We start from the raw sequence: 19,511 nt of genomic DNA, 5'->3' as shown, positions 1-19,511 counted from the left end.
TGGAGGGCGAGGCGGTACGCCTTGTTGCCGTCGGCGTCCACGGAGACGCCGCGCGCGGTCTGCTCCGCAGACACGCCGCGCCGCCGCTACGCGGCGGACACATCGCCACGCTCCGCGCGGCGAGCCGGCGACTCCGTCACCGGCTTGGGCCAACTCCGTTGACCCAAGCCCGAATTGCTCCGCAATCCGGGCTGCAGAAATTCGCTCCGCGAATTCCTGTGGCTCGCTACAAAGCCAGCCGGCCTCTCCTCCGGCTTCCTTTACAAAAATCTGAAACTAAGTCAATCCTTACTGGAACTAACGGTGTTGTCCGGCCAGGCTTTCCGAACTCATGCCCCTCCCGCCTACCACCGGCCAAACCTGACCATGAGACAGCCCGCCCCACTGCTCGGTGTCTCACCGGCGACCGTGTCTCCAGTAATCCAAAGATGCGGCCCAGTGCTGGTGCTCGAATCGGCCCGCTTGTCCCAAGATGTGGGCACCGACTGCGGATCGTCGACGCCACCCTCATCCCGGTCCACAACCGCAAGGTCGGCGCCTCGCCCCGGAGCTACCGGTTCTCAGTCGAAGTAGGGCCTCTCCAACTTCCCCTCCGCGTCGGTCAGTCGGAGTGACAGACAGACGAAGCCCGTGATCGGCACCACCACCTACCGCTAATCATCGAGGCCGCCGTCTTCTTCGCCGCGCCAGCCTGAGGGACGCCCGGGATTCAGAACAGGGTCGGAGGAGGGTCCGGCAGCGGTCTTGGGTTAGCCCGGCACTCGTTCTCGATCCAACGGCAGATGAGGTCGACAACGTACTCACGCTCGCGTTCGCTGAGCTCGTGTCCCTTGGGGATCCCGTGGTTGATGTGCAGACAGGTGCGGCAGCAGGTCGCCGTGGCGTGTTGCGCTCGGAAGACGGGATGGCCTCCCCAGGGGGTCTGCCTGCCGTCCTTCGCCGGGTGGGCCGGGGCGAGGCGCGTGTCGATGAGCTCCCGAGCGTGCCGCCGGACGGCGTTCATGCCGCGGGAGGCGACGTATTCGCGCTCGGGCGGGCGAAGGTGGAACTTGGTGCGGAAGGGGATCCGGGCGATCCGCGCCAGTGAGGCATCCAACCGGCCCTGCCGGTCTTGCTCCATGGCTCCGTTCGTCTCCTCACCATCTTGCAGGCACGATCGGGGAGGTCATGTCTCCAGGTCAGGGATGATCCGGGCAGTCGGTCCGGCCGTGACTGCGGCTTCCCTGTACTCGCCGGGGGTCATGCCAGCCACCGCGCGGAAGGCGCGGTGGAACTGCACCGCGCTGGAGAAACCCGTCTCCGACGCGATCGTGGAGATCTGTTTGCCCGGCTGCGTCCGCAGCATCAGCCGGGCGCGCTCCAGCCGCAGGGAGCGCAGGCGCGTCATGGCGGACTCGCCCGTGCCCTCGAAGAGGCGGAACAGGGTGCGGCGGGAGACGTGCAGGCCCTCGGCGATGCTCTCGGCGTCCAGATCTGGGTCCGACAGATGTGCGCGCATGTGGGCCAGCGCCTCGTCACGGCGCAGCGACTCGGGCATCCGGCACTGACCGGGGGCGAGCAGGCCGATGAGCGATGTTCCCAGTTCGGTCGCCTGGGGCTCGAGGTGGTGCGCGCCGAGACGGTCTTCGTCCTGGTGTTGTGCGAGGTTCACGAAGAACGCCGCCACCGCGCCTGTCGCTCCGGTGCAATCGAACGTCCTGGCGAGCAGGTCGTTGCTGCGGCTCACGCCGGCCAGCGAGTACGTCTTGTCGGCGGGCAGTTCGAGAACGACCTGCTCGTAGTACTCCTTCGCGGACAGGGAGAAGGGTGTGGCGCTGTCGTAGATCACCAGCGAACCGGGGGTCGCGAGCGTCCGACGTTCCGCCTGTTCGACGAGCAAGCTCCCGCTCAGCTGGAACACGAGGTACAGGTAGTCCTCGTTCTCCCGACCGCGCGCGATGTCGGTGGCCGAGCGCCGGACCTGCTCGGGTCGGGCTCGCTTGGTGGACAGGCGGAAATCCGCGTACTGGCCCAGTAGGATCTCGCCGTCGAATGCGCTGCCGACCGGGTCCGTCCTGACTGATACGTAGGCTTCGCGCCTGGCCTGACGCCAGTAGTCGACCTCGTCGCCCTGCGGGGCGCGACGGGTGGAGAAGGACGTCAGGCGCGGCAGCGCCGAGCCCTTCTGCCCCATGGCCATGCCCTCCTTTTGGCTGCTCCGCGCCGCTCTTCCTGAGGCTCACGGCGTTCCCGTCCCAGCGTACGCCGCCGGGCTCTTCCAAGCGTTTCGGCGGACGATGTGCCGGAAGGCAGGGGGGCGGCCCGCAGTTTCCCCCAGCGGGGACTGCGGGCCGGGAGGGGCGGGCCTCAGGCGGGGATGAGGCCGTGGGGGTCGATGATGAACTTGTCGGACACTCCCGTGTCGAAGGTCGCGTAGGCGTCGGGGGCGTCGTCGAGACTGATCACCTTTGTGTTGAGCATGTCGCTCAGGTAGGGCATACGGTCCCAGAGGATCGCCATCATCAGCTCGCGGTTGTAGTGCATGATCGGCGCCTGTCCGGCGGAGATCCGTGGCGACTTGATCCATGCCTTGCCGAAGTCGATCGGGAACGTGCCCTCTTGCTCGGCCTTCGACTTCGCGAGTGGGTCGGGGCCGTAGACGCCGATGACTCCGGTGGCTCCGCCCGCGCGGGTGGCGTCGATCACCTGGTTGATGGCGTAGGCCGGGTTCATGTCCTCGGTCTCGCGGCCGATGCCGTGTGCCTCGGAGCCGACGTAGTCGACTGCGCAGTCGACCATGGGTTCGCCCAGGATGGCCTCGATCTGGTCGGTGAGCGCCGCGTCCTGGCTCAGGTCGATCGTCTCGCAGCCGTTCTGCTTCATCAGGTCCAGGCGGTCCTGGTGGTAGTCGCCGACGATGATGCAGGACGCCCCGAGGAGGCGTGCCGCCGCTGCCCCGCAGCGGCCGACCGGGCCGGCGCCGGCGATGTACACGGTCGAGCCCGGCTTGGCTCCGGCCTCCATGAGCCCGTGGAACGCGGTGGGCAGGATGTCCGAGAGCAGCGCGAGGTCGCGGATCTTCGCCATGGCCTGGTCCCTGTCCGGGAAGCGCAGGAGCTGGAAGTCGGCGTACGGGACGAACAGGTACTCGGCCTGGCCGCCGGTCCAGTCGCCCAGGTTGAAGCCGTAAGCCCCGCAGGCCACGGCGGAGTTCGTGGTCTCGCAGACGTCGGTCCGGCGCGCCCGGCAGTTGCGGCATCGGCCGCAGGCGACGTTGAACGGGACGGAGACGAGGTCGCCCTCGCTGAGGAACTCGACGTCGGGGCCGACCTCGATGACCTCGCCGGTCATCTCGTGCCCCATCACCATGCCTTCGGGTACCGGGAAGGACCCGCGCCAGATGTGCAGGTCACTTCCGCAGATGTTGGTGGCGAGGATCCTGAGGACGACTCCGTGGGGGGCCTTCTTCCCGTTGGGCATCTGAAGCTTCGGGAAGTCGAGAGAGTCGACGCGCATGTCTTGCGGGTTGTGGAAGACGACGGCGCGGTTGCTGCTTGCCATGACGATCTCCTCTTGCTGGTGGGGGGACGCCCCCGGGAGCACCAGCGGTCGGGGGCGAGCGCGGGAGTGCCAGCGGTGATTCCGGTGGCTTCTCGGCCTCGGCTCTCCCAACGTATGGCTCCCGTCCAACGTACGCACGCGGGAGTCGCTCCTTCTAGGCCCTGCGTGCCAGCGCACTGACGCTGCGTGCCATGCTCCCCGGCCCAGCGCATCGCCTCCGTCTGCGCAGGTCCGCGCGTTGTTAGTTTGGAGGTATGACTGACGCAGCAGCGGCCGTTTCCCAGGAGTCCTCGTCCGTCCAGGCCGATGTCCGGGTGAGGGGTGCTCGCGAGCACAATCTCAAGGACGTGGATCTGACGGTTCCGCGCGATGCGACGGTGGTCTTCACCGGCGTCTCGGGGTCGGGCAAGTCCTCCCTCGCCTTCGGTACTCTCTACGCGGAGTCGCAGCGGCGCTACCTGGAGTCGGTGGCCCCGTATGCCAGGCGGCTGATCGACCAGGCCGGTGTGCCCGACGTCGACTCGATCACCGGGATGCCTCCGGCCGTCGCCCTGCAACAGCAGCGTGGAGGGCGTAGCGCCCGCTCGTCGGTGGGCAGCATCACCACGCTCTCGTCCTTGGTGCGCATGCTCTACTCGCGGGTCGGCGACTATCCGGACGATCAGCCGATGCTCTACGCCGAGGACTTCTCCGCCAACACTGTCCAGGGAGCCTGCCCGCGGTGCCATGGCATCGGCCGCGTGTATGAGGTGACCGAGCAGAAGATGGTGCCGGACCCCTCTCTCACGATTCGCCAGCGTGCGATCGCCTCATGGCCGACGGCCTGGCACGGTCACCAGCTGCGCGACGTCCTCGTCGCACTCGGTTACGACGTCGACGTGCCTTGGAAGGATCTGCCGAAGAAGGATCGTGACTGGATCCTCTACACGGACGAGACCCCTTCCGTTCCCGTGCATTCCAGGCTCACGCTCTCCGAGGCGCGCGCAGCGATCGAGGCGGGTGTCGAGCCGAGCTATCAGGGTGCATTCGTCGGGGCGCGCCGCTACGTGCTCGACACCTTCGCCAATACCAAGAGCGCCTCGATGAAGCGTCGTGTCGCCCGGTTCCTCGACGCGGCGCCGTGCCCGTCCTGCCACGGCAAGCGGCTGAGGCCCGAAGCCCTGACCGTGACCTTCGAGGGGCTCGACATCGCCGAGTTCTCGGGCCTGCCGCTGCGGGAGCTCGCCTCGCTGCTGGACGGGGTCGTCGCGGATGCCTCGCAGCGGCCGGATACCGCCGTCGGCGGTACAGAGACTCCCGGTGAGGGCCTCGATGCCGACGTGCGCCGTCAGGCCGTTCAGCGGCGCGTCGCGGCCGGCGGGTCCGCTCATGCGGCCGCGCCCGATGTACGCCGCACCCCGAACCGGTCGGTCGAGAAGCTGGCCACGGCGGTGCGCCTGGGCACGGAGCTGATCGACCGGCTGCGCCCCATCATCGACCTGGGGCTGGGCTACCTCTCCCTGGACCGCACCACGCCCACGCTCTCGGGGGGCGAACTACAGCGCTTGCGGCTGGCCACCCAGCTGACCTCGGAGCTCTTCGGGGTCGTATACGTGCTCGACGAGCCCTCGGCGGGGCTGCACCCGCAGGACGTGACCGCGCTGCTCGGGATCCTCGACGGGCTCAAGCGCCGGGGTAACAGCCTGTTCGTCGTCGAGCACTCCGTCGACGTGATGCGGCACGCCGACTGGCTGGTCGACATCGGCCCTGGGGCGGGTGAGCGCGGCGGCCGGATCATCTACAGCGGGCCGACCGACGGCCTCGCCGATGTCGGAGAGTCGGTGACCCGCGGGTACCTCTTCGGCGGCAGCGGCCTCGCTCCGCACTCGCCTCGTCGGGCGAGCGGATGGATCGAGCTGAGCGACGTCACCCTCAACAATCTGCGGGGTGTGTCCGTGTCGATCCCCATGGGTGTCCTCACCGCTGTGACCGGCGTATCCGGTTCGGGCAAGTCGAGCCTGGTCAGCCAGGCGCTGCCCGCGCTGCTCACCGAGCGTCTGGGGCGCGCCGTGCCCGTCGACGAGGCTCCCGAGGACGACGAGCTGCTCCTGGACGATTCCCCCGGCAGGCTGGAGGGTGTGCTCGACGGGGACGTGACCGGTGTGCGCCGCGTGGTCAGTATCGACCAGAGGCCCATCGGCCGCACGCCCCGTTCGAACGTCGCCACCTATACGGGCTTGTTCGACCATGTACGCAGCCGTTTCGCGCAGACGCCCGAAGCGCGCTCCCGTGGTTACAAACCCGGCCGGTTCTCCTTCAACGTCTCCAGCGGCCGCTGCCCGACCTGTGAGGGCGAGGGTTCGGTGATGGTCGAGCTTCTCTTCCTTCCCTCGGTCTACACCGAGTGTCCGGACTGTCATGGCACCCGCTACAAAGCGAGCACCCTGGAGATCACCTGGCACGACCGGAACATCGCCCAGATTCTCGCGATGAGTGTCGAGGAGGCCCATGCGTTCTTCACCGGCGAGGAAGAGATCATGCGGTCCTTGTCCGCGCTGATCGACGTGGGGCTCGGCTATCTGCGGCTGGGGCAGCCCGCCACCGAGCTCTCCGGCGGGGAGGCCCAGCGCGTCAAGCTCGCCAGTGAGTTGCAGCGTGCTCAGCGCGGAGACACCTTCTATGTGCTCGACGAGCCGACCTCGGGGCTGCACTGCGCGGACGCCGACCGTCTCGTCGCCCATCTACAGGCCCTCGTCGAAGCGGGCAACACCGTCGTGATGGTGGAGCTGGACATGCGTGTCGTCGCCGCGGCCGACCATGTCATCGATCTCGGGCCCGGTGCGGGGGCGGACGGCGGCACCGTCGTCGCCAGCGGCACCCCGGCGCAGGTCGCCGAAGGCGGCGTCGGGGCGTCGGCGAAGTACCTCACCGTCGCGCTCGACGAGTCCGCTGCGCTGGAGCGTTCCGTATGACGGACCGGGCCGGGTCGGAGGCCGGGTGGTCAGGGCCCGGGTGTCGGCTGTTTCGCCGGGCATCCTCACCAACGTTTCTCACGGGCCGTCATGAAGTGCCGGGACCGGTACCGCGGGGTTTTCCGATGACCGGGGTGGGCTATGAGCGCAGACCGGCTTCTGCGGCGAGGGTTGCGGCGGCGGCCCGTGAGGTGACGCCGAGTTTGCGGTAGATCTGGCTGGTATGGAACTTGACGGTGTTCTCGCTGACACCCAGTTGTGTGGCGATCTGCCGGTTGCGCCGTCCGGCCGTGAGCAGTCGGAGCACCTCGACCTCGCGGGGGCCCAGACCCCACGATTCAATGGGTTGTTCGGAGGTGTCCGGGCGGTCGAGCGGTAGTCGTACCTCCAGGCGGGATCCCCAGTTGTCCACGGATTCCAGGTCGAGGCGGCCGCCGAGCGCAGTGGCCCGTGCGGCGAGCTGGCGCAGCGCGGGGAGGCCGTCGTCCATGCGGCCGGGGCCGTCGTCGCGCACGGAGACGAGCAGGTTTGTTCCGTCGCAGTTCCATTGGACCCTGATGCGGGTCACCTCTTCCTGCTCACGCATCAGGAGTACGACGCTGCGCACGATGGCTCGCGCGGCGTGTGCCACCTCGCCGGGCAGCGCTCGGCCGTCGACGGGCGGCTCGATGAACTGGACCTGGAGCGCCGCGTAGCGGCTCAGCGGGCGCAGGTCGCTCTTGAGGCGTCCGAAGGCGCGGGACACCGGTTCCTCGGCGATGGAGGCCACCAGGTCCGCTCCGCTCCGTGCCCGGATCAGGGCATCGGCGGCGAGGTCGATCGCCTGGGCGCGGGCCCTGGTGTCGTCGAGGTCCCTGCTGCGCAGTGTGGCCAGCAGGGCTTCCAGGTCGGTGACGTGCCGATCCGTCAATTCAGCGGTGACTCTCAGTCTTTCGCTGGATGCTGCACGCGATTCTTGGAGGTAGTCAGGGGCGGCCTCGGACACTTGACGCGCGATGCAGGCGGCAGCCACATCCCACACAGCCCGAGTGCAGGCCATGGGGGCCTCCCCCTCAGGCGCTTGCGGGTCGCAGAGTACGAGAATGCCCCCGGTGTCGGATCCCAGTACCGCCACGCGCCGGGGGGAGCCACCGATGTCCGCCTGACCCGTCCAGTAGTCGCCGGCGGCCCGGTCGCGCAGGGCCGTCAGCTCGGAGATGGTCACGTCTTTCGTGATGGTCGGGTCCCCGGCCTTCTTGCGCGGGCGTCCAGTGCAGTCCTCGGTGAAGATCACCAGCGCAGCGTGCGGCCATACGTCTTTCAGGGCCGCGTGGAGCTGGTCCGCCACCTCCCGCAGTGACGCTGCCGCCACCCTTTTCATCCGGGCCGCTAGGTCGGCGCTGCTGTGCGGGAAGGAAATCTCCACCATGGCCCCACTGTAAAACGGCACCTACCTGAACGGGTAGGCAGAACGCCACATTGGTTGAATGACACCTACCCGTTTGACGAGCAAGATGGCTGCATGAACGCATTCGCCTCGGCAGCCGCCCCGCCGGTGCAGCTGCCGTGGGAGCGGTGGCGGCCATCACCTCCGCACCGCACTCGGCCTCGGCGTCCCTGACGCCGACAGTCCTGGTCATCCCCGCCGCCGCGGAGCCGAACCGATCAATCGACCATCTGAGCGCTGAAGCCGCCCTGCGGCCGGTCAGATCGCGCCCTGATCGACTGAGTCCGACGCGGCTCGCACCACAGAACCCCTCTCCCGACAACAGCAAGGTGGACAGCGTGTCCCAGCAAGTACAAGCAGTGATCGCACCCGGTGAGAACGAGCCCGTCCGAGTGGAGGCGATCATCGTGCCGGACCCCGGCCCCGGCGAGGCCGTGGTGAGGATCCAGGCGTGCGGGGTGTGTCACACGGACCTGCACTACAAGCAGGGCGGGATCTCCGACGCCTACCCCTTCCTGCTCGGGCACGAGGCCGCCGGGGTGGTGGAGTCGGTCGGCGACGGCGTCACCGACGTGGCCCCCGGTGACTTCGTGATCCTCAACTGGCGTGCGGTGTGCGGCCAGTGCCGGGCCTGTCTGCGTGGGCGCCCCTGGTACTGCTTCGACACCCACAACGCGCGGCAGCGGATGACCCTCGCCTCCACCGGCCAGGAGCTGACCCCCGCGCTCGGTATCGGCGCCTTCGCGGAGAAGACCCTCGTAGCTGCCGGCCAGTGCACCAAGGTCGATCCCGAGGTCTCCCCGGCCATCGCTGGGCTGCTGGGGTGCGGTGTGATGGCGGGCATCGGCGCGGCCATCAACACCGGCCAGGTGGGCCGGGGCGACTCCGTCGCCGTGATCGGCTGTGGTGGCGTCGGTGACGCGGCGATCGTCGGGTCTCGGCTGGCCGGGGCTTCGAAGATCGTCGCGGTGGACATCGACGACCGCAAGCTGGAGACGGCGAAGTCGATGGGCGCCACCCATACGGTCAACTCGAAGGAGACCGACCCGGTCGAGGCGATCCGCAGCCTCACGGGCGGCTTCGGGGCGGACGTGGTGATCGACGCGGTCGGCCGCCCGCAGACCTACCGGCAGGCGTTCTACGCCCGCGATCTGGCCGGCACGGTCGTCCTGGTCGGTGTCCCCACTCCGGACATGAAGCTGGAACTGCCGCTGCTGGACGTGTTCGGCCGCGGCGGCTCCCTCAAGTCGGCTTGGTACGGCGACTGCCTGCCCTCCCGCGACTTCCCGATGTTGGTCGACCTGCACCAGCAGGGCCGCCTCGACCTCGGGGCGTTCGTCACCGAGACGATCGGGCTCGGCGACATCGAGCAGGCCTTCGGCCGGATGCACGACGGAGACGTCCTTCGCTCGGTGGTGGTCTTCTGATGACGGCCCGCATCGACCACCTCGTCACCTCCGGCACCTTCACGCTCGACGGTGGTGAGTGGGATGTCGACAACAACGTCTGGATCGTCGGCGACGACACCGAAGCCTTCGTCATCGACGCCGCCCACGACGCCGCCGCGATCGAGGCCGCTCTCGGCGGGCGTGCGCTGCGCGCGATCGTCTCCACCCACGCGCACAGCGATCACATCGACGCGGCCCCCTCCCTGGCCGAGGCCACCGGTGCGCCGGTCCTGCTGCACCGTGCCGACCTGCCGCTGTGGCAGCAGGTCCACCCGGACCGGCTGCCCGACGGCTACCTGGCCGATGGCCAGGTGCTGGAGGTCGCCGGAGTCCCCTTCAAGGTCCTCCACACCCCGGGTCACACCCCCGGTGCGGTCTGCCTGTATGTCCCGGTGCTGAACACCGTCTTCACCGGCGACACCCTCTTCAGGGGCGGCCCCGGCGCCACGGGGCGCTCCTTCTCCCACTTCCCGACCATCGTCGGGTCCATCCGGGAGAAACTGCTCACCCTCCCGCCTGCCACCGTGGTGCGCACCGGTCACGGCGACTCCACCACCGTCGGCGCCGAGAGCCCGCACCTGGACGAGTGGATCGTCCGCGGTCACTGACGTCCTGGATTCCGGTGCCGGAGCGGCGGCCTCGCCCCAGGCCGGTCGACGTGCTGGGAACAGCTTCTCCCCGTCGCGCGGCGGCCCGGCTCACCGCCGTCTTCGGGCCGGTCGTCCTGATCGCGCCGGTCGTCCTGATCGTGCTTCTCGGGCCCGTCTCCGGCGGACACCCCCCGCGCCCACTCGGCACCAGTGCTACGTCCTCTTCGTTGCCGCCGAGGTCCTGGCGGCCGTCCTACGGGTCCTGGAGCGGGCCTTCACCGGCGGCGCGACGCTCCCGCGGCCGGCTGCGAGGGCATCGCGCAGATATGTGCCCGTGTGGCTGGCCGGCGCCGCGGCAACGTCCTCGGGTGTGCCCTCGGCGACCACGAGGCCACCGTCGTTGCCGCCCCCGGGCCCCATGTCGATGATCCAGTCGGCGGTCTTGATCACATCGAGGTTGTGCTCGATGACGATCACGGTGTTGCCCTTGTCGACCAGGCCGGACAGGACCGTCAGGAGCTTGCCGACATCGGCGAAGTGCAGGCCGGTGGTCGGCTCGTCCAGGACGTAGACCGTGTGTCCGGTGGAGCGTTTCTGGAGCTCGCCCGCGAGTTTGAGACGCTGCGCCTCGCCGCCGGACAGGGTCGTGGCGGGCTGGCCGAGCCGGACGTAGCCGAGGCCGACTTCCCTGAGAGTACGCAGGTGGCGTGAGACGGCGGGGATGGCCTCGAAGAAGCCGGTCGCCTCCTCGATCGTCATGTTCAGCACGTCGGCGATGGACTTGCCCTTGTAGTGGACCTCCAGGGTCTCCCGGTTGTACCGGGCGCCGTGGCACACCTCGCACGGCACGTAGACGTCGGGCAGGAAGTGCATCTCGATCTTGATGGTGCCGTCGCCCGCGCAGTTCTCGCAGCGGCCGCCCTTGACGTTGAAGGAGAAGCGGCCGGGCTCGTAGCCGCGGACCTTCGCCTCGATGGTTCCGGCGAACAGACCGCGGACGTGGTCGAAGACGCCGGTGTACGTCGCCGGGTTGGACCGCGGTGTACGGCCGATGGGCGACTGGTCGACGTGCACCACCTTGTCGACGAGGTCGTCGCCGTCCACGCGCGTGTGCCGCCCGGGGACGTTGCGCGCGCCGTTCAGCTCGCGGGCGAGATACGTGTAGAGGATGTCGTCGACGAGCGTGGACTTGCCGGATCCGGAGACACCGGTGACGGCGATGAACAGGCCCAGTGGGAAGGACACGTCGATGTCCTGGAGGTTGTTCTCCCGGGCACCGCGCACGGTGAGCTGCCGGGACGGGTCGCGATGGCGTCGCAGGTCAGGGACCGGGATGGACTTGCGGCCGGAGAGGTACTGGCCGGTGACGGAGTCAGGGTCTTCGAGCAGCCCCTTGAGGTGACCGCTGTAGACGATCTCGCCGCCGTGGTCGCCGGCGCCTGGGCCGACGTCGACGACCCAGTCGGCGGTGTTGATGGTGTCCTCGTCGTGCTCGACGACGATGAGCGTGTTGCCCATGTCCCGCAGCCGGACCAGGGTCTCGATCAGCCGGTGGTTGTCGCGCTGGTGCAGGCCGATGGACGGCTCGTCCAGCACGTAGAGGACGCCCGCGAGACCGGAGCCGACCTGGGTGGCCAGGCGGATGCGCTGGGCCTCACCGCCCGAGAGGGTGTCGGCGGCGCGGTTGAGGGAGAGATAGTGGAGGCCGACATCGATCAGAAACCGCTTGCGCTCGTTGACCTCCTTGAGGATGCGGTCGGCGATCTTCCGGTCGCGGGCGTTCAGATCCAGTGTTCGTACGAAGTCCGTGCAGTCGCTGATCTGCATCGAGGCGACCTCGGCGATCGATTTCCCCGCGATCGTGACGCCGAGAACGATCGGCTTCAGGCGCGTGCCGTCGCACGTGGGGCAGGGCACCTCGCGCATGTATCCCTCGAAGCGCTCGCGGCTGGCGTCGCTCTCGGCCGTACGGTGCCGGCGCTCCACGAAGGGCACCGCTCCCTCGAAGGGGGTGGTGTAATGGCGCTCCCTGCCGTAGCGGTTGCGGTAGCGAACCTCGATCGGGGTGCCGTGACCGTGGAGGAGGGCCTTCTTGGCCCGCCGCGGCAGCCTGGCGAAGGGGACGTCGGTGCGGAAGCCGAGCGCGTCGGCGAGGGCATCGACCAGCCGGGCGAAGTGGGCTCTGGTGCGGCCGTCGGACCAGGGACGGATGGCGCCCTCGTCGAGGCTCGCCTCTTCGTCCGGGACGATCAGCTCGGGATCGACCTCCATGCGAGAGCCGATGCCGGTGCACGCGGGGCAGGCGCCGAAGGGCGAGTTGAACGAGAAGGAGCGAGGCTCCAGATCGTCGAAGTACAGGTCGTCGTACGGACAGTAGAGGTGGCCCGAGAACGTGTGTGCGCGTTCGGGGTCGTCCTCGGGAAGGTCGACGAGGTCGAGCACGACCATGCCGCCGGACAGGTTGAAGGCACTTTCCACGGACTCGGTGAGGCGGCGCTTGACGGAGTCCTTGACGGTGAGGCGGTCGACGACCACCTCGATGGTGTGCTTCTGCTGCTTCCTCAGATTCGGCGGGGTGGACAGGTGGATGATCTGGCCGTCGACGCGCGCGCGGGAGTAACCCTTCGTGTGGAGCTCGGCGAAGAGTTCGGAGAACTTGCCCTTGCGCTCTCGCACCAGCGGTGAGAGGACCTGGAAGCGGCTGCCGCTGGGTAGTTCCAGGGCCTTGTCGACGATGGACTGAGGGGACTGGCGCGTGATCGGGCGGCCGCACTGGGGGCAGTGGGGCTTGCCGATGCGCGCGAAGAGCAGACGCAGGTAGTCGTAGATCTCGGTGATGGTGCCGACCGTCGAGCGGGGGCTGCGCGAGGTCGACTTCTGGTCGATGGAGACGGCCGGGGACAGGCCCTCGATGAAGTCGACGTCGGGTTTGTCCAACTGGCCCAGGAACTGCCTCGCATACGAGGAGAGCGACTCCACGTAGCGGCGCCGGCCTTCGGCGAAGATCGTGTCGAAGGCCAGGGAGGACTTGCCCGAGCCGGACAGGCCCGTGAAGACGATGAGCGAGTCCCGGGGCAGGTCCAGCGACACGTTCTTGAGATTGTGCTCGCGTCCGCCACGGACGGTGAGACGGTCGGCCACTCCGGTCCACACCTTTCTCGGGTGAAAGGGGGCCCGGAGGCCCCCGCGCTTCTCAGACCGGGGGAGCATGGATTCCGGGCGGTCACGTCCCCCGGGATCTCAGGCGAGGTCCGACTCCTGCATCTGGTGCAGTTCCTTCTTCATCTCGTGGACCTCGTCGCGCAGCCGGGCCGCGACCTCGAACTGCAACTCGGCCGCCGCAGCACGCGTACGCTCCGTCATCTCCTCGATCTGCGCGGCCAGTTGGGCCGCAGGACGGTCGGTGGGGGCAGGCGCGGCCTGTCCCGATGCCGTCTTGGCGAGTTCCCCGCCGAGCGACGGCATGAGCGGCATGGCGGCGATCTCGCCTGCGCCCTGCCGGTATCCGGTGGCGAGCAGGTGGTCGGTGTCGATCTCCTCGCGGGCGATCTGCGCGACGATGTCGTTGATCTTCTTGCGCAGGGGCTGCGGGTCGATGCCGTTCGCCTTGTTGTAGGCGATCTGCTTCTCGCGGCGCCGCTCGGTCTCGTCGATGGCCCTGGCCATCGACGGCGTGATCTTGTCGGCGTACATGTTGACCTGGCCGGAGACGTTGCGTGCGGCGCGGCCGATGGTCTGGATGAGCGCGGTGCCGGAGCGCAGGAAGCCTTCCTTGTCGGCGTCGAGGATGGCGACCAGGGACACCTCGGGCAGGTCGAGGCCCTCACGCAGCAGGTTGATGCCGACCAGGACGTCGAACGCGCCCTCCCGCAGCTCGCGCAGCAGCTCGACGCGGCGCAGGGTGTCGACGTCGCTGTGCAGGTACTGGACCTTGATGCCGAGATGCGTGAAGTGGTCGGTGAGGTCCTCGGCCATCTTCTTGGTGAGGGTGGTGACCAGGACGCGCTCGTCCTTCTCGGTGCGCGCGCGGATCTCGTGCACCAGGTCGTCGATCTGGCCCTCGCTGGGCTTGACCACGACCTTGGGATCGACCAGTCCGGTCGGGCGGATGATCTGCTCGACGACGCCGTCGCTCCGGGAGAGCTCGTAGGCGCCCGGAGTGGCGGACAGGTAGACGGTCTGACCGACGCGTTCCCGGAACTCCTCCCATGTCAGCGGGCGGTTGTCGAGCACGGAGGGCAGCCGGAAGCCGTGGTCGATCAGGGCGCGTTTGCGGCCGGCGTCGCCCTCACGCATGGCGCCGATCTGCGGGACCGTGACATGGGACTCGTCGATGACGAGGAGGAAGTCCTCGGGGAAGTAGTCCAGGAGAGTGTTGCCCGGCGAGCCGGGAGAGCGGCCGTCGAAATGCATCGAGTAGTTCTCCACGCCGGAGCAGGTGCCGGTCTCGCGGAGCATCTCGAGGTCGTAGGTGGTGCGCATCCGCAGCCGTTGCGCCTCAAGATCTTTGCCTTGTCTCTTCAGCTCCGCGAGCCGCTCGGCCAGTTCCGTCTCGATGCCGCTGACAGCCCGCTCCAGACGCTCGGGGCCGGAGATGTAGTGCGAGGCGGGGAAGACGTGCGCCTGGCGCTCGTCGCCGACGACCTCGCCGGTGACCGGGTTGAGCGTGGTCAGCGCCTCGATCTCGTCCCCGAACATCTCGATGCGGAGGGCGAGCTCTTCGTAGACGGGGAAGACCTCGATGGTGTCGCCGTGAACCCGGAAGGTGCCGCGGGTGAAGGCCGTCTCGCTGCGCGTGTACTGGTTGTCGACCAAGCGGCGCAGCAATTCGTCGCGGTCGATCTCCTCGCCGACACGAAGCGGGATCATCCGGTCCACGTATTCCTGCGGCGTGCCCAGGCCGTAGATGGTGGACACCGAAGCGACCACGACGACGTCACGCCGGGTGAGCAGCGAATTCGTCGCGGAATGCCGAAGGCGCTCGACCTCGTCGTTGACCGAGGAGTCTTTCTCGATGTAGGTGTCGGTCTGCGGGACGTACGCCTCGGGCTGGTAATAGTCGTAGTACGAGACGAAGTACTCGACGGCGTTGTTCGGCAGCAGTTCGCGGAACTCGTTGGCGAGCTGGGCGGCCAGCGTCTTGTTCGGGGCCATCACGAGGGTGGGGCGCTGGAGTCTCTCGATGAGCCAGGCCGTGGTGGCGGACTTACCGGTGCCGGTCGCGCCGAGCAGGACGACATCCTTCTCCCCGGCCCTGACGCGCCTGGTGAGATGGTCGATAGCCGCCGGCTGGTCGCCCCCAGGTCGAAACGGGCTGACGACCTCGAAGGGCGCCCCCGAACGTTCGAGCTGCACAGTAGGTCGCATAACATGACCGTACGACCGTCACCGGCAAAGGGCGCGGTCAGCGGTTCCACGCCGGGGCCCGCGAGGCGGAGAGGGCTGCCCCTGCGCTTCTGTGCGTGTCGTTTTCCGTGTGTGAGTGGTCCGGATGATTGCAGGGACCTACAATTCTCCCTTCAGCCCGTTTCATCGCACAGAATCGACCGAAACGGAACATGGTCATTACTACGCCTCCCCTCGGCCCGCAAGGCGTCGGGCAAACCGTGCGTTCCGACAAGCTGCACAGCCCGCTACGGGATTTCCTCCGCACCGAAACGGGAAGTGCTGTCGTTCTCGTGGCTGCCGCGGTCGCCGCTCTGGTGTGGGCCAATGTCGCACCCGGCACCTACGAGCGCCTCTGGGCGATTCCGCTGTCGGTTCACCTGGGCTCTGTCGGCGTCGGCCTGGAACTACGTGACTGGGTCAACAGCGGGCTGATGGCCCTGTTCTTCTTCGTCGTCGGCCTTGAGGCCCGTCGCGAGTTCGACATGGGCGAGCTGCGACAGCGCAGGCATATGGCACTCCCCTTGCTCGCAGGCGTCATGGGCATGCTGGTCCCGGTCCTGATCTATCTGGCCTTCGCCGCCGGGACCGGCGCCGCTCCGGGCTGGGGGGCGGCCATGTCGACCGACACCGCCTTCGCCCTGGGCACTCTCGCGCTCCTGGGCAAGCGGCTGCCCGAAGCCCTCCGTACGTTTCTCCTGACCGTGGCCATCGTCGACGACGTCGTCGCCCTCGCCGTCATCGCCTTCGCCTACAGCAGCCGCCTCTCGTGGACGGCGCTGCTGATCGCCCTCGCCCTCTTCGCGGTGCTCGTGCTCGTCCGGCGCGCCGGGGTTCGCCATGGTCTTCCCTACGTCGTCCTCGCCGCGGGACTGTGGGTCGCCCTGCTCGAATCCGGCATCGACCCGGTCGTCACCGGCATCGCGATCGCCCTGCTCACCTATGCCTACCCGGCCTCACGCAACGACCTGGAACGCACCAGCAGGCTGTTCCGGCTCTTCCGGGAGCAGCCCACCTCGGGACTCGAACGCTCGCTGCGCCAGCGGCTGGCGACGGTGATCTCCCCCAATGAGCGACTCGAAGAGATCTTCCACCCGTGGACGAGCTACGTCATCGTGCCCCTGTTCGCCCTTGCCAACGCCGGGGTCCACATCGCCTGGGGCGGCTTCACGCACGCTCTCACCGCGCCGATCACGCTCGGTATCCTGATCGCCTTCGTGCTGGGGAAGCCGATCGGCATCGCCACCACCGCGGCCCTGACCACCTGGGGAAGCCGGGGGCGCCTGCGTCCGCAGGTCGGCTGGGGGGCTGTTCTCGCGGGCAGCAGCGCGTCCGGCGTCGCCTTCACCGTCTCGCTGCTGATCGCCACCCTCGCGTTCAAGGGCGAACATCTCACCCAGGCGAAGTACGGAATCCTCGCCACCATTCCCCTCTCCTTCGCCCTCACCTGGCTGATCACCATCGGGATTCGCTCGCTGCCGCGAACCAGTCGTGCCCGCGCGCTCCTGGGCACAGGCGAAGGCATCATCGATCTGGTCGCCCCGGTGGACCCGGATCGCGACCACATCCGCGGTCCCCGCAACGCCCCCGTCACGGTCGTCAAGTACGGCGACTTCGAGTGCCCCTACTGTGCCCAGGCCGAACCCGTCATACGGCAGCTTCGCGCCGACGTCGGAGACGTTCGCTTCGTGTGGCGCCACCTACCGCTCGACGACGTCCATCCCCATGCCCGACTCGCCGCCGCGGCATCCGAAGCGGCGGCCCTACAGGGTGCCTTCTGGCCGATGCACGATCTCCTTCTCTCACAGCAGGGCGAGCTCAACCCTCAGGACCTGCTGCGCCACGCCGAACAGCTCGGACTCGACCCGGAGAGGTTCCGACGGGACCTGTGCACCCAGGCCGTGGCCTCCCGAGTGGCGCAGGACATCGAGACCGCCGACCGCAGCGGCGTCGCCGGGAGTCCGACGTTCTTCGTCAACGGCCGGCTCCACCGCGGGGCGTACGACCTCGCCACTCTCACCGAGTCGGTCCGTGCCGCCCGGGACCGCGCCACCGTGTCCGAGTCCTGAAGGCCACCGGGCGGGATACGGCACGGTGCCGCCGGGCGGCCCCGGCCGTCGCGCCCGGCGCCCCGGATCGCTCGGCGGGCTCCGCGGCCTCCGGGCAAGTGCCGTCAAGGCCGGTCAGTTGGGGCAGACAGGTGCCGCGGTCGGGGATATGCGGTGCCAGGAGTCAAAAGCGCGCTTTATGGGGTGATAGGGAGAAGGTGGCTGCCGAGACCGTCGGGCGGTCGGGAGACTGATGATCTTCCCGCCCCTTCGAAGGAATCGGTGTTTTCGTGAAACGCAGACGCAGGGCCTTGCTGACCACCGTCATGGTGGCCGTCTCAGCACTTCCGGAGAGCGCGACGGCCCTGGCCGACACGAGAAGCGTGCACAGTGCTCCCGCCCTGGGTGCGAAGGCCATCCGGAACGATGGCCGCTCCAAGTCCGGTGGCAGCCTGGTGACCAGGCTCAAGGGCGTGCCCGAAACGTTCGAAGCAGGCGGGGACTGGGCGGAGTTCGACCTCACGCTGTCGAACGTCTCCGATGAGGCGATCTCCCAGTTCATCGTGGGCGTGCAGGCGGTCACCATCGCCCCGGACCCGGCCCTTCAACCGTCGCACATGAACGCGCAGATGATGCTCGGAGGCTCTTGGACGGATCTCAGCCTGGAAGACATGGGAGGGCTGGACGTGAACATCCCTCTTCCCTTCGACGACGTGGTGCTGCCGCCGGGGACGACCGTCTTCCGGATGAGAATGAAGTTCACCAGCGACGCTCCGCTCGTCCGGTTCTGCCTCGGCCCCCAGCCTGACGAGGACCACGCCACCGGGGATGAGGACTACTGGGAGTGCCAGAAGATCGTACGCCCGGCCGCCCCGGACCCCGAACCTTCATCGGATCCGGAACCGTCTGAGCATCCGGGACCCGAGCCTTCTGCGGATCCGGAGCCTTCTGTGGACCCGAGTCCGTCCACAAGCCCGGCCCCGGGCTCCTCCGGGGAACCCACGCCCTCACTGGACCCCGGTACCGGCTCGGGCTCGGGAGCGGGGAACAGCGACGGCACGGGCACCGGCTCTTCCGCCGGGGGCGGTGACCACACCGGTGCCGCCTCCGTGGACGCCGATGGTGCCTCCGATCCCGACGGCGTGCTCGCCCACACCGGAAGTGACGCCGCGACACGCTGGGCGCTCGGCGCGGGAGGGATCCTCGTCGCCGCGGGAGCCACCCTCGCCGCCGTCGGTCAGCGCAGACGCAGGCGCCGGACGACCAGCGTCAGCCACTGACCTGAACACACCGAGCGAAGAGTGTCGTCGTCCTCACGAGGCCGCCCGCTCCGGCCTCCTGGCAGGGGCGGGCGGGCTTGGGGTATCCCGTACCAGCCACCATCGATTCCTGGACCGAGACGGTCGTGCGCGGCTGGGACCTCGCCGTGGACCGGATCCTCGTCACCGCCTCGGTGAGGATCTCGGTCAGCGGGAGGGTGACGACCCGCAAGTGGCCGGACGGCACCGGGCCGAGACCGGAGGCGGGGACGACTAACAGCCCTTCCTCGCACCGCAGTTCATCGGCCAGGGACGCGTCGTCCCACGGCCTCGCTTGGAGAGCCCGCCGAACGTCAGGCAGGGGACGTCCGGGCCCGGGTCGCGAGCGGAGTGCACGGGCGAGCCGTCGGCCAGGACGGCGGAGGCCGTCCACATGGGGTAGTCCGGTGCCGGGACCAGGATCTCGTCACCCGGGCCCAGCAACGCGTGCAGGGACAGTGCCGCGAGCTCCGACACGCCGTTGCCCAGAGAGACATCGCGCGGGCGGACCGTACCGAGTCCTTTGGCCCGGTAGTGGCGGGCCACCGCTTCCCGCGCGGCCGGAAGTCCCTGCGCGGCGCTGTATCCGCATGCGCGGTCCAGGTTGTCGCGTACGGCGCGGACCACCTCGGGGCCGGGGGGCAGTCCGTACGCCGCCGGGTCCCCGAGGTTCAGCGCGAGGACGTCCTTGCCGGCCGCTCGCAGGCGTTCGGCCTGCGCGGCCAGCGGTCCGCGCAGACTGTAGGAGATGCCGGACAGTTTCGGTGACGTGCGGATGTCGGCGTGGCGGGTCATGAGGGGGCCTCGCCGGGAGTCGGGGCGAGA

General features: G+C 68.6%; 12 protein-coding genes. 5 read left to right on the top strand and 7 right to left on the bottom strand.

The features are described from left to right. Positions 1–709: 709 nt before the first annotated feature. The 3 genes from ACWDYF_RS35595 to ACWDYF_RS35585 form a co-directional block, all read right to left on the bottom strand. Entirely contained in the window at positions 710–1,120 is a 411-nt protein-coding gene (locus ACWDYF_RS35595) for a DUF4186 domain-containing protein (RefSeq protein ID WP_389474744.1), read from the bottom strand. A 45-nt stretch (positions 1,121–1,165) separates the two neighbouring features. After that, positions 1,166–2,179: a helix-turn-helix domain-containing protein gene (locus tag ACWDYF_RS35590; RefSeq protein ID WP_389474742.1), complete on the bottom strand. Its 1,014-nt coding sequence runs from the start codon at positions 2,177–2,179 to the stop codon at positions 1,166–1,168. A gap of 167 nt (positions 2,180–2,346) precedes the next feature. Further along, complete coding sequence (locus ACWDYF_RS35585) at positions 2,347–3,540, bottom strand: alcohol dehydrogenase catalytic domain-containing protein (protein WP_389474740.1); 1,194 nt, start codon at positions 3,538–3,540, stop codon at positions 2,347–2,349. Positions 3,541–3,794: 254 nt separating this feature from the next. Between ACWDYF_RS35585 and ACWDYF_RS35580 the strand changes: the two genes are divergently transcribed. Then, on the top strand, positions 3,795–6,491 hold the full coding sequence (locus tag ACWDYF_RS35580) for an excinuclease ABC subunit UvrA (RefSeq protein ID WP_389474738.1): 2,697 nt from the start codon (positions 3,795–3,797) through the stop codon (positions 6,489–6,491). A 139-nt stretch (positions 6,492–6,630) separates the two neighbouring features. Here the strand turns inward: ACWDYF_RS35580 and ACWDYF_RS35575 are convergent, their stop codons facing one another. Further along, complete coding sequence (locus tag ACWDYF_RS35575; RefSeq protein ID WP_389474736.1) at positions 6,631–7,899, bottom strand: LuxR C-terminal-related transcriptional regulator; 1,269 nt, start codon at positions 7,897–7,899, stop codon at positions 6,631–6,633. Between the two features lie 356 nt (positions 7,900–8,255). On the opposite strand from ACWDYF_RS35575, the gene ACWDYF_RS35570 reads away from it, so the two are divergent. Continuing rightward, a complete protein-coding gene (locus ACWDYF_RS35570; protein WP_389474734.1) occupies positions 8,256–9,344 on the top strand; it encodes an S-(hydroxymethyl)mycothiol dehydrogenase in 1,089 nt (362 codons plus the stop codon). Further along, positions 9,344–9,973: an MBL fold metallo-hydrolase gene (locus ACWDYF_RS35565; protein ID WP_381736325.1), complete on the top strand. Its 630-nt coding sequence runs from the start codon at positions 9,344–9,346 to the stop codon at positions 9,971–9,973. The genes ACWDYF_RS35570 and ACWDYF_RS35565 overlap by 1 nt, the downstream gene beginning before the upstream one ends. A 195-nt stretch (positions 9,974–10,168) precedes the next feature. Here the strand turns inward: ACWDYF_RS35565 and uvrA are convergent, their stop codons facing one another. Next, a complete protein-coding gene (gene uvrA / locus ACWDYF_RS35560; protein ID WP_389474731.1) occupies positions 10,169–13,096 on the bottom strand; it encodes an excinuclease ABC subunit UvrA in 2,928 nt (975 codons plus the stop codon). 99 nt (positions 13,097–13,195) lie between these two features. Continuing rightward, entirely contained in the window at positions 13,196–15,322 is a 2,127-nt protein-coding gene (gene uvrB / locus ACWDYF_RS35555) for an excinuclease ABC subunit UvrB (RefSeq protein WP_451584323.1), read from the bottom strand. A gap of 191 nt (positions 15,323–15,513) precedes the next feature. Here uvrB and nhaA point away from each other — a divergent pair, with 191 nt between their 5' ends. Beyond that, complete coding sequence (nhaA, locus tag ACWDYF_RS35550; RefSeq protein WP_389472642.1) at positions 15,514–17,409, top strand: Na+/H+ antiporter NhaA; 1,896 nt, start codon at positions 15,514–15,516, stop codon at positions 17,407–17,409. Positions 17,410–17,699: 290 nt separating this feature from the next. Next, positions 17,700–18,668 carry a hypothetical protein gene (locus ACWDYF_RS35545; RefSeq protein ID WP_389472646.1) on the top strand — a complete coding sequence of 323 codons (969 nt, stop codon included), beginning with the start codon at positions 17,700–17,702 and terminating at the stop codon, positions 18,666–18,668. A 252-nt stretch (positions 18,669–18,920) separates the two neighbouring features. Here the strand turns inward: ACWDYF_RS35545 and ACWDYF_RS35540 are convergent, their stop codons facing one another. Further along, on the bottom strand, positions 18,921–19,481 hold the full coding sequence (locus tag ACWDYF_RS35540; protein WP_389472648.1) for an aminotransferase class I/II-fold pyridoxal phosphate-dependent enzyme: 561 nt from the start codon (positions 19,479–19,481) through the stop codon (positions 18,921–18,923). Between the last annotated feature and the right edge of the window lie 30 nt (positions 19,482–19,511).

The organism is Streptomyces sp. NPDC003284, from assembly GCF_053589675.1.
Note: the sequence above shows the minus strand (reverse complement) of the source record. Positions and strands in the feature narration are given on the sequence as shown.

Bases quoted from the DNA above. Each gene is read 5' to 3' on its own strand.
- ACWDYF_RS35590 (WP_389474742.1), bottom strand. From the start codon at position 2,179: ATGGCCATGGGGCAGAAGGGCTCGGCGCTGCCGCGCCTGACGTCCTTC.
- nhaA (WP_389472642.1), top strand. From the start codon at position 15,514: ATGGTCATTACTACGCCTCCCCTCGGCCCGCAAGGCGTCGGGCAAACC.
- ACWDYF_RS35580 (WP_389474738.1), top strand. From the start codon at position 3,795: ATGACTGACGCAGCAGCGGCCGTTTCCCAGGAGTCCTCGTCCGTCCAG.
- ACWDYF_RS35565 (WP_381736325.1), top strand. From the start codon at position 9,344: ATGACGGCCCGCATCGACCACCTCGTCACCTCCGGCACCTTCACGCTC.
- ACWDYF_RS35540 (WP_389472648.1), bottom strand. From the start codon at position 19,481: ATGACCCGCCACGCCGACATCCGCACGTCACCGAAACTGTCCGGCATC.
- ACWDYF_RS35595 (WP_389474744.1), bottom strand. From the start codon at position 1,120: ATGGAGCAAGACCGGCAGGGCCGGTTGGATGCCTCACTGGCGCGGATC.
- ACWDYF_RS35585 (WP_389474740.1), bottom strand. From the start codon at position 3,540: ATGGCAAGCAGCAACCGCGCCGTCGTCTTCCACAACCCGCAAGACATG.
- uvrB (WP_451584323.1), bottom strand. From the start codon at position 15,322: ATGCGACCTACTGTGCAGCTCGAACGTTCGGGGGCGCCCTTCGAGGTC.
- ACWDYF_RS35575 (WP_389474736.1), bottom strand. From the start codon at position 7,899: ATGGTGGAGATTTCCTTCCCGCACAGCAGCGCCGACCTAGCGGCCCGG.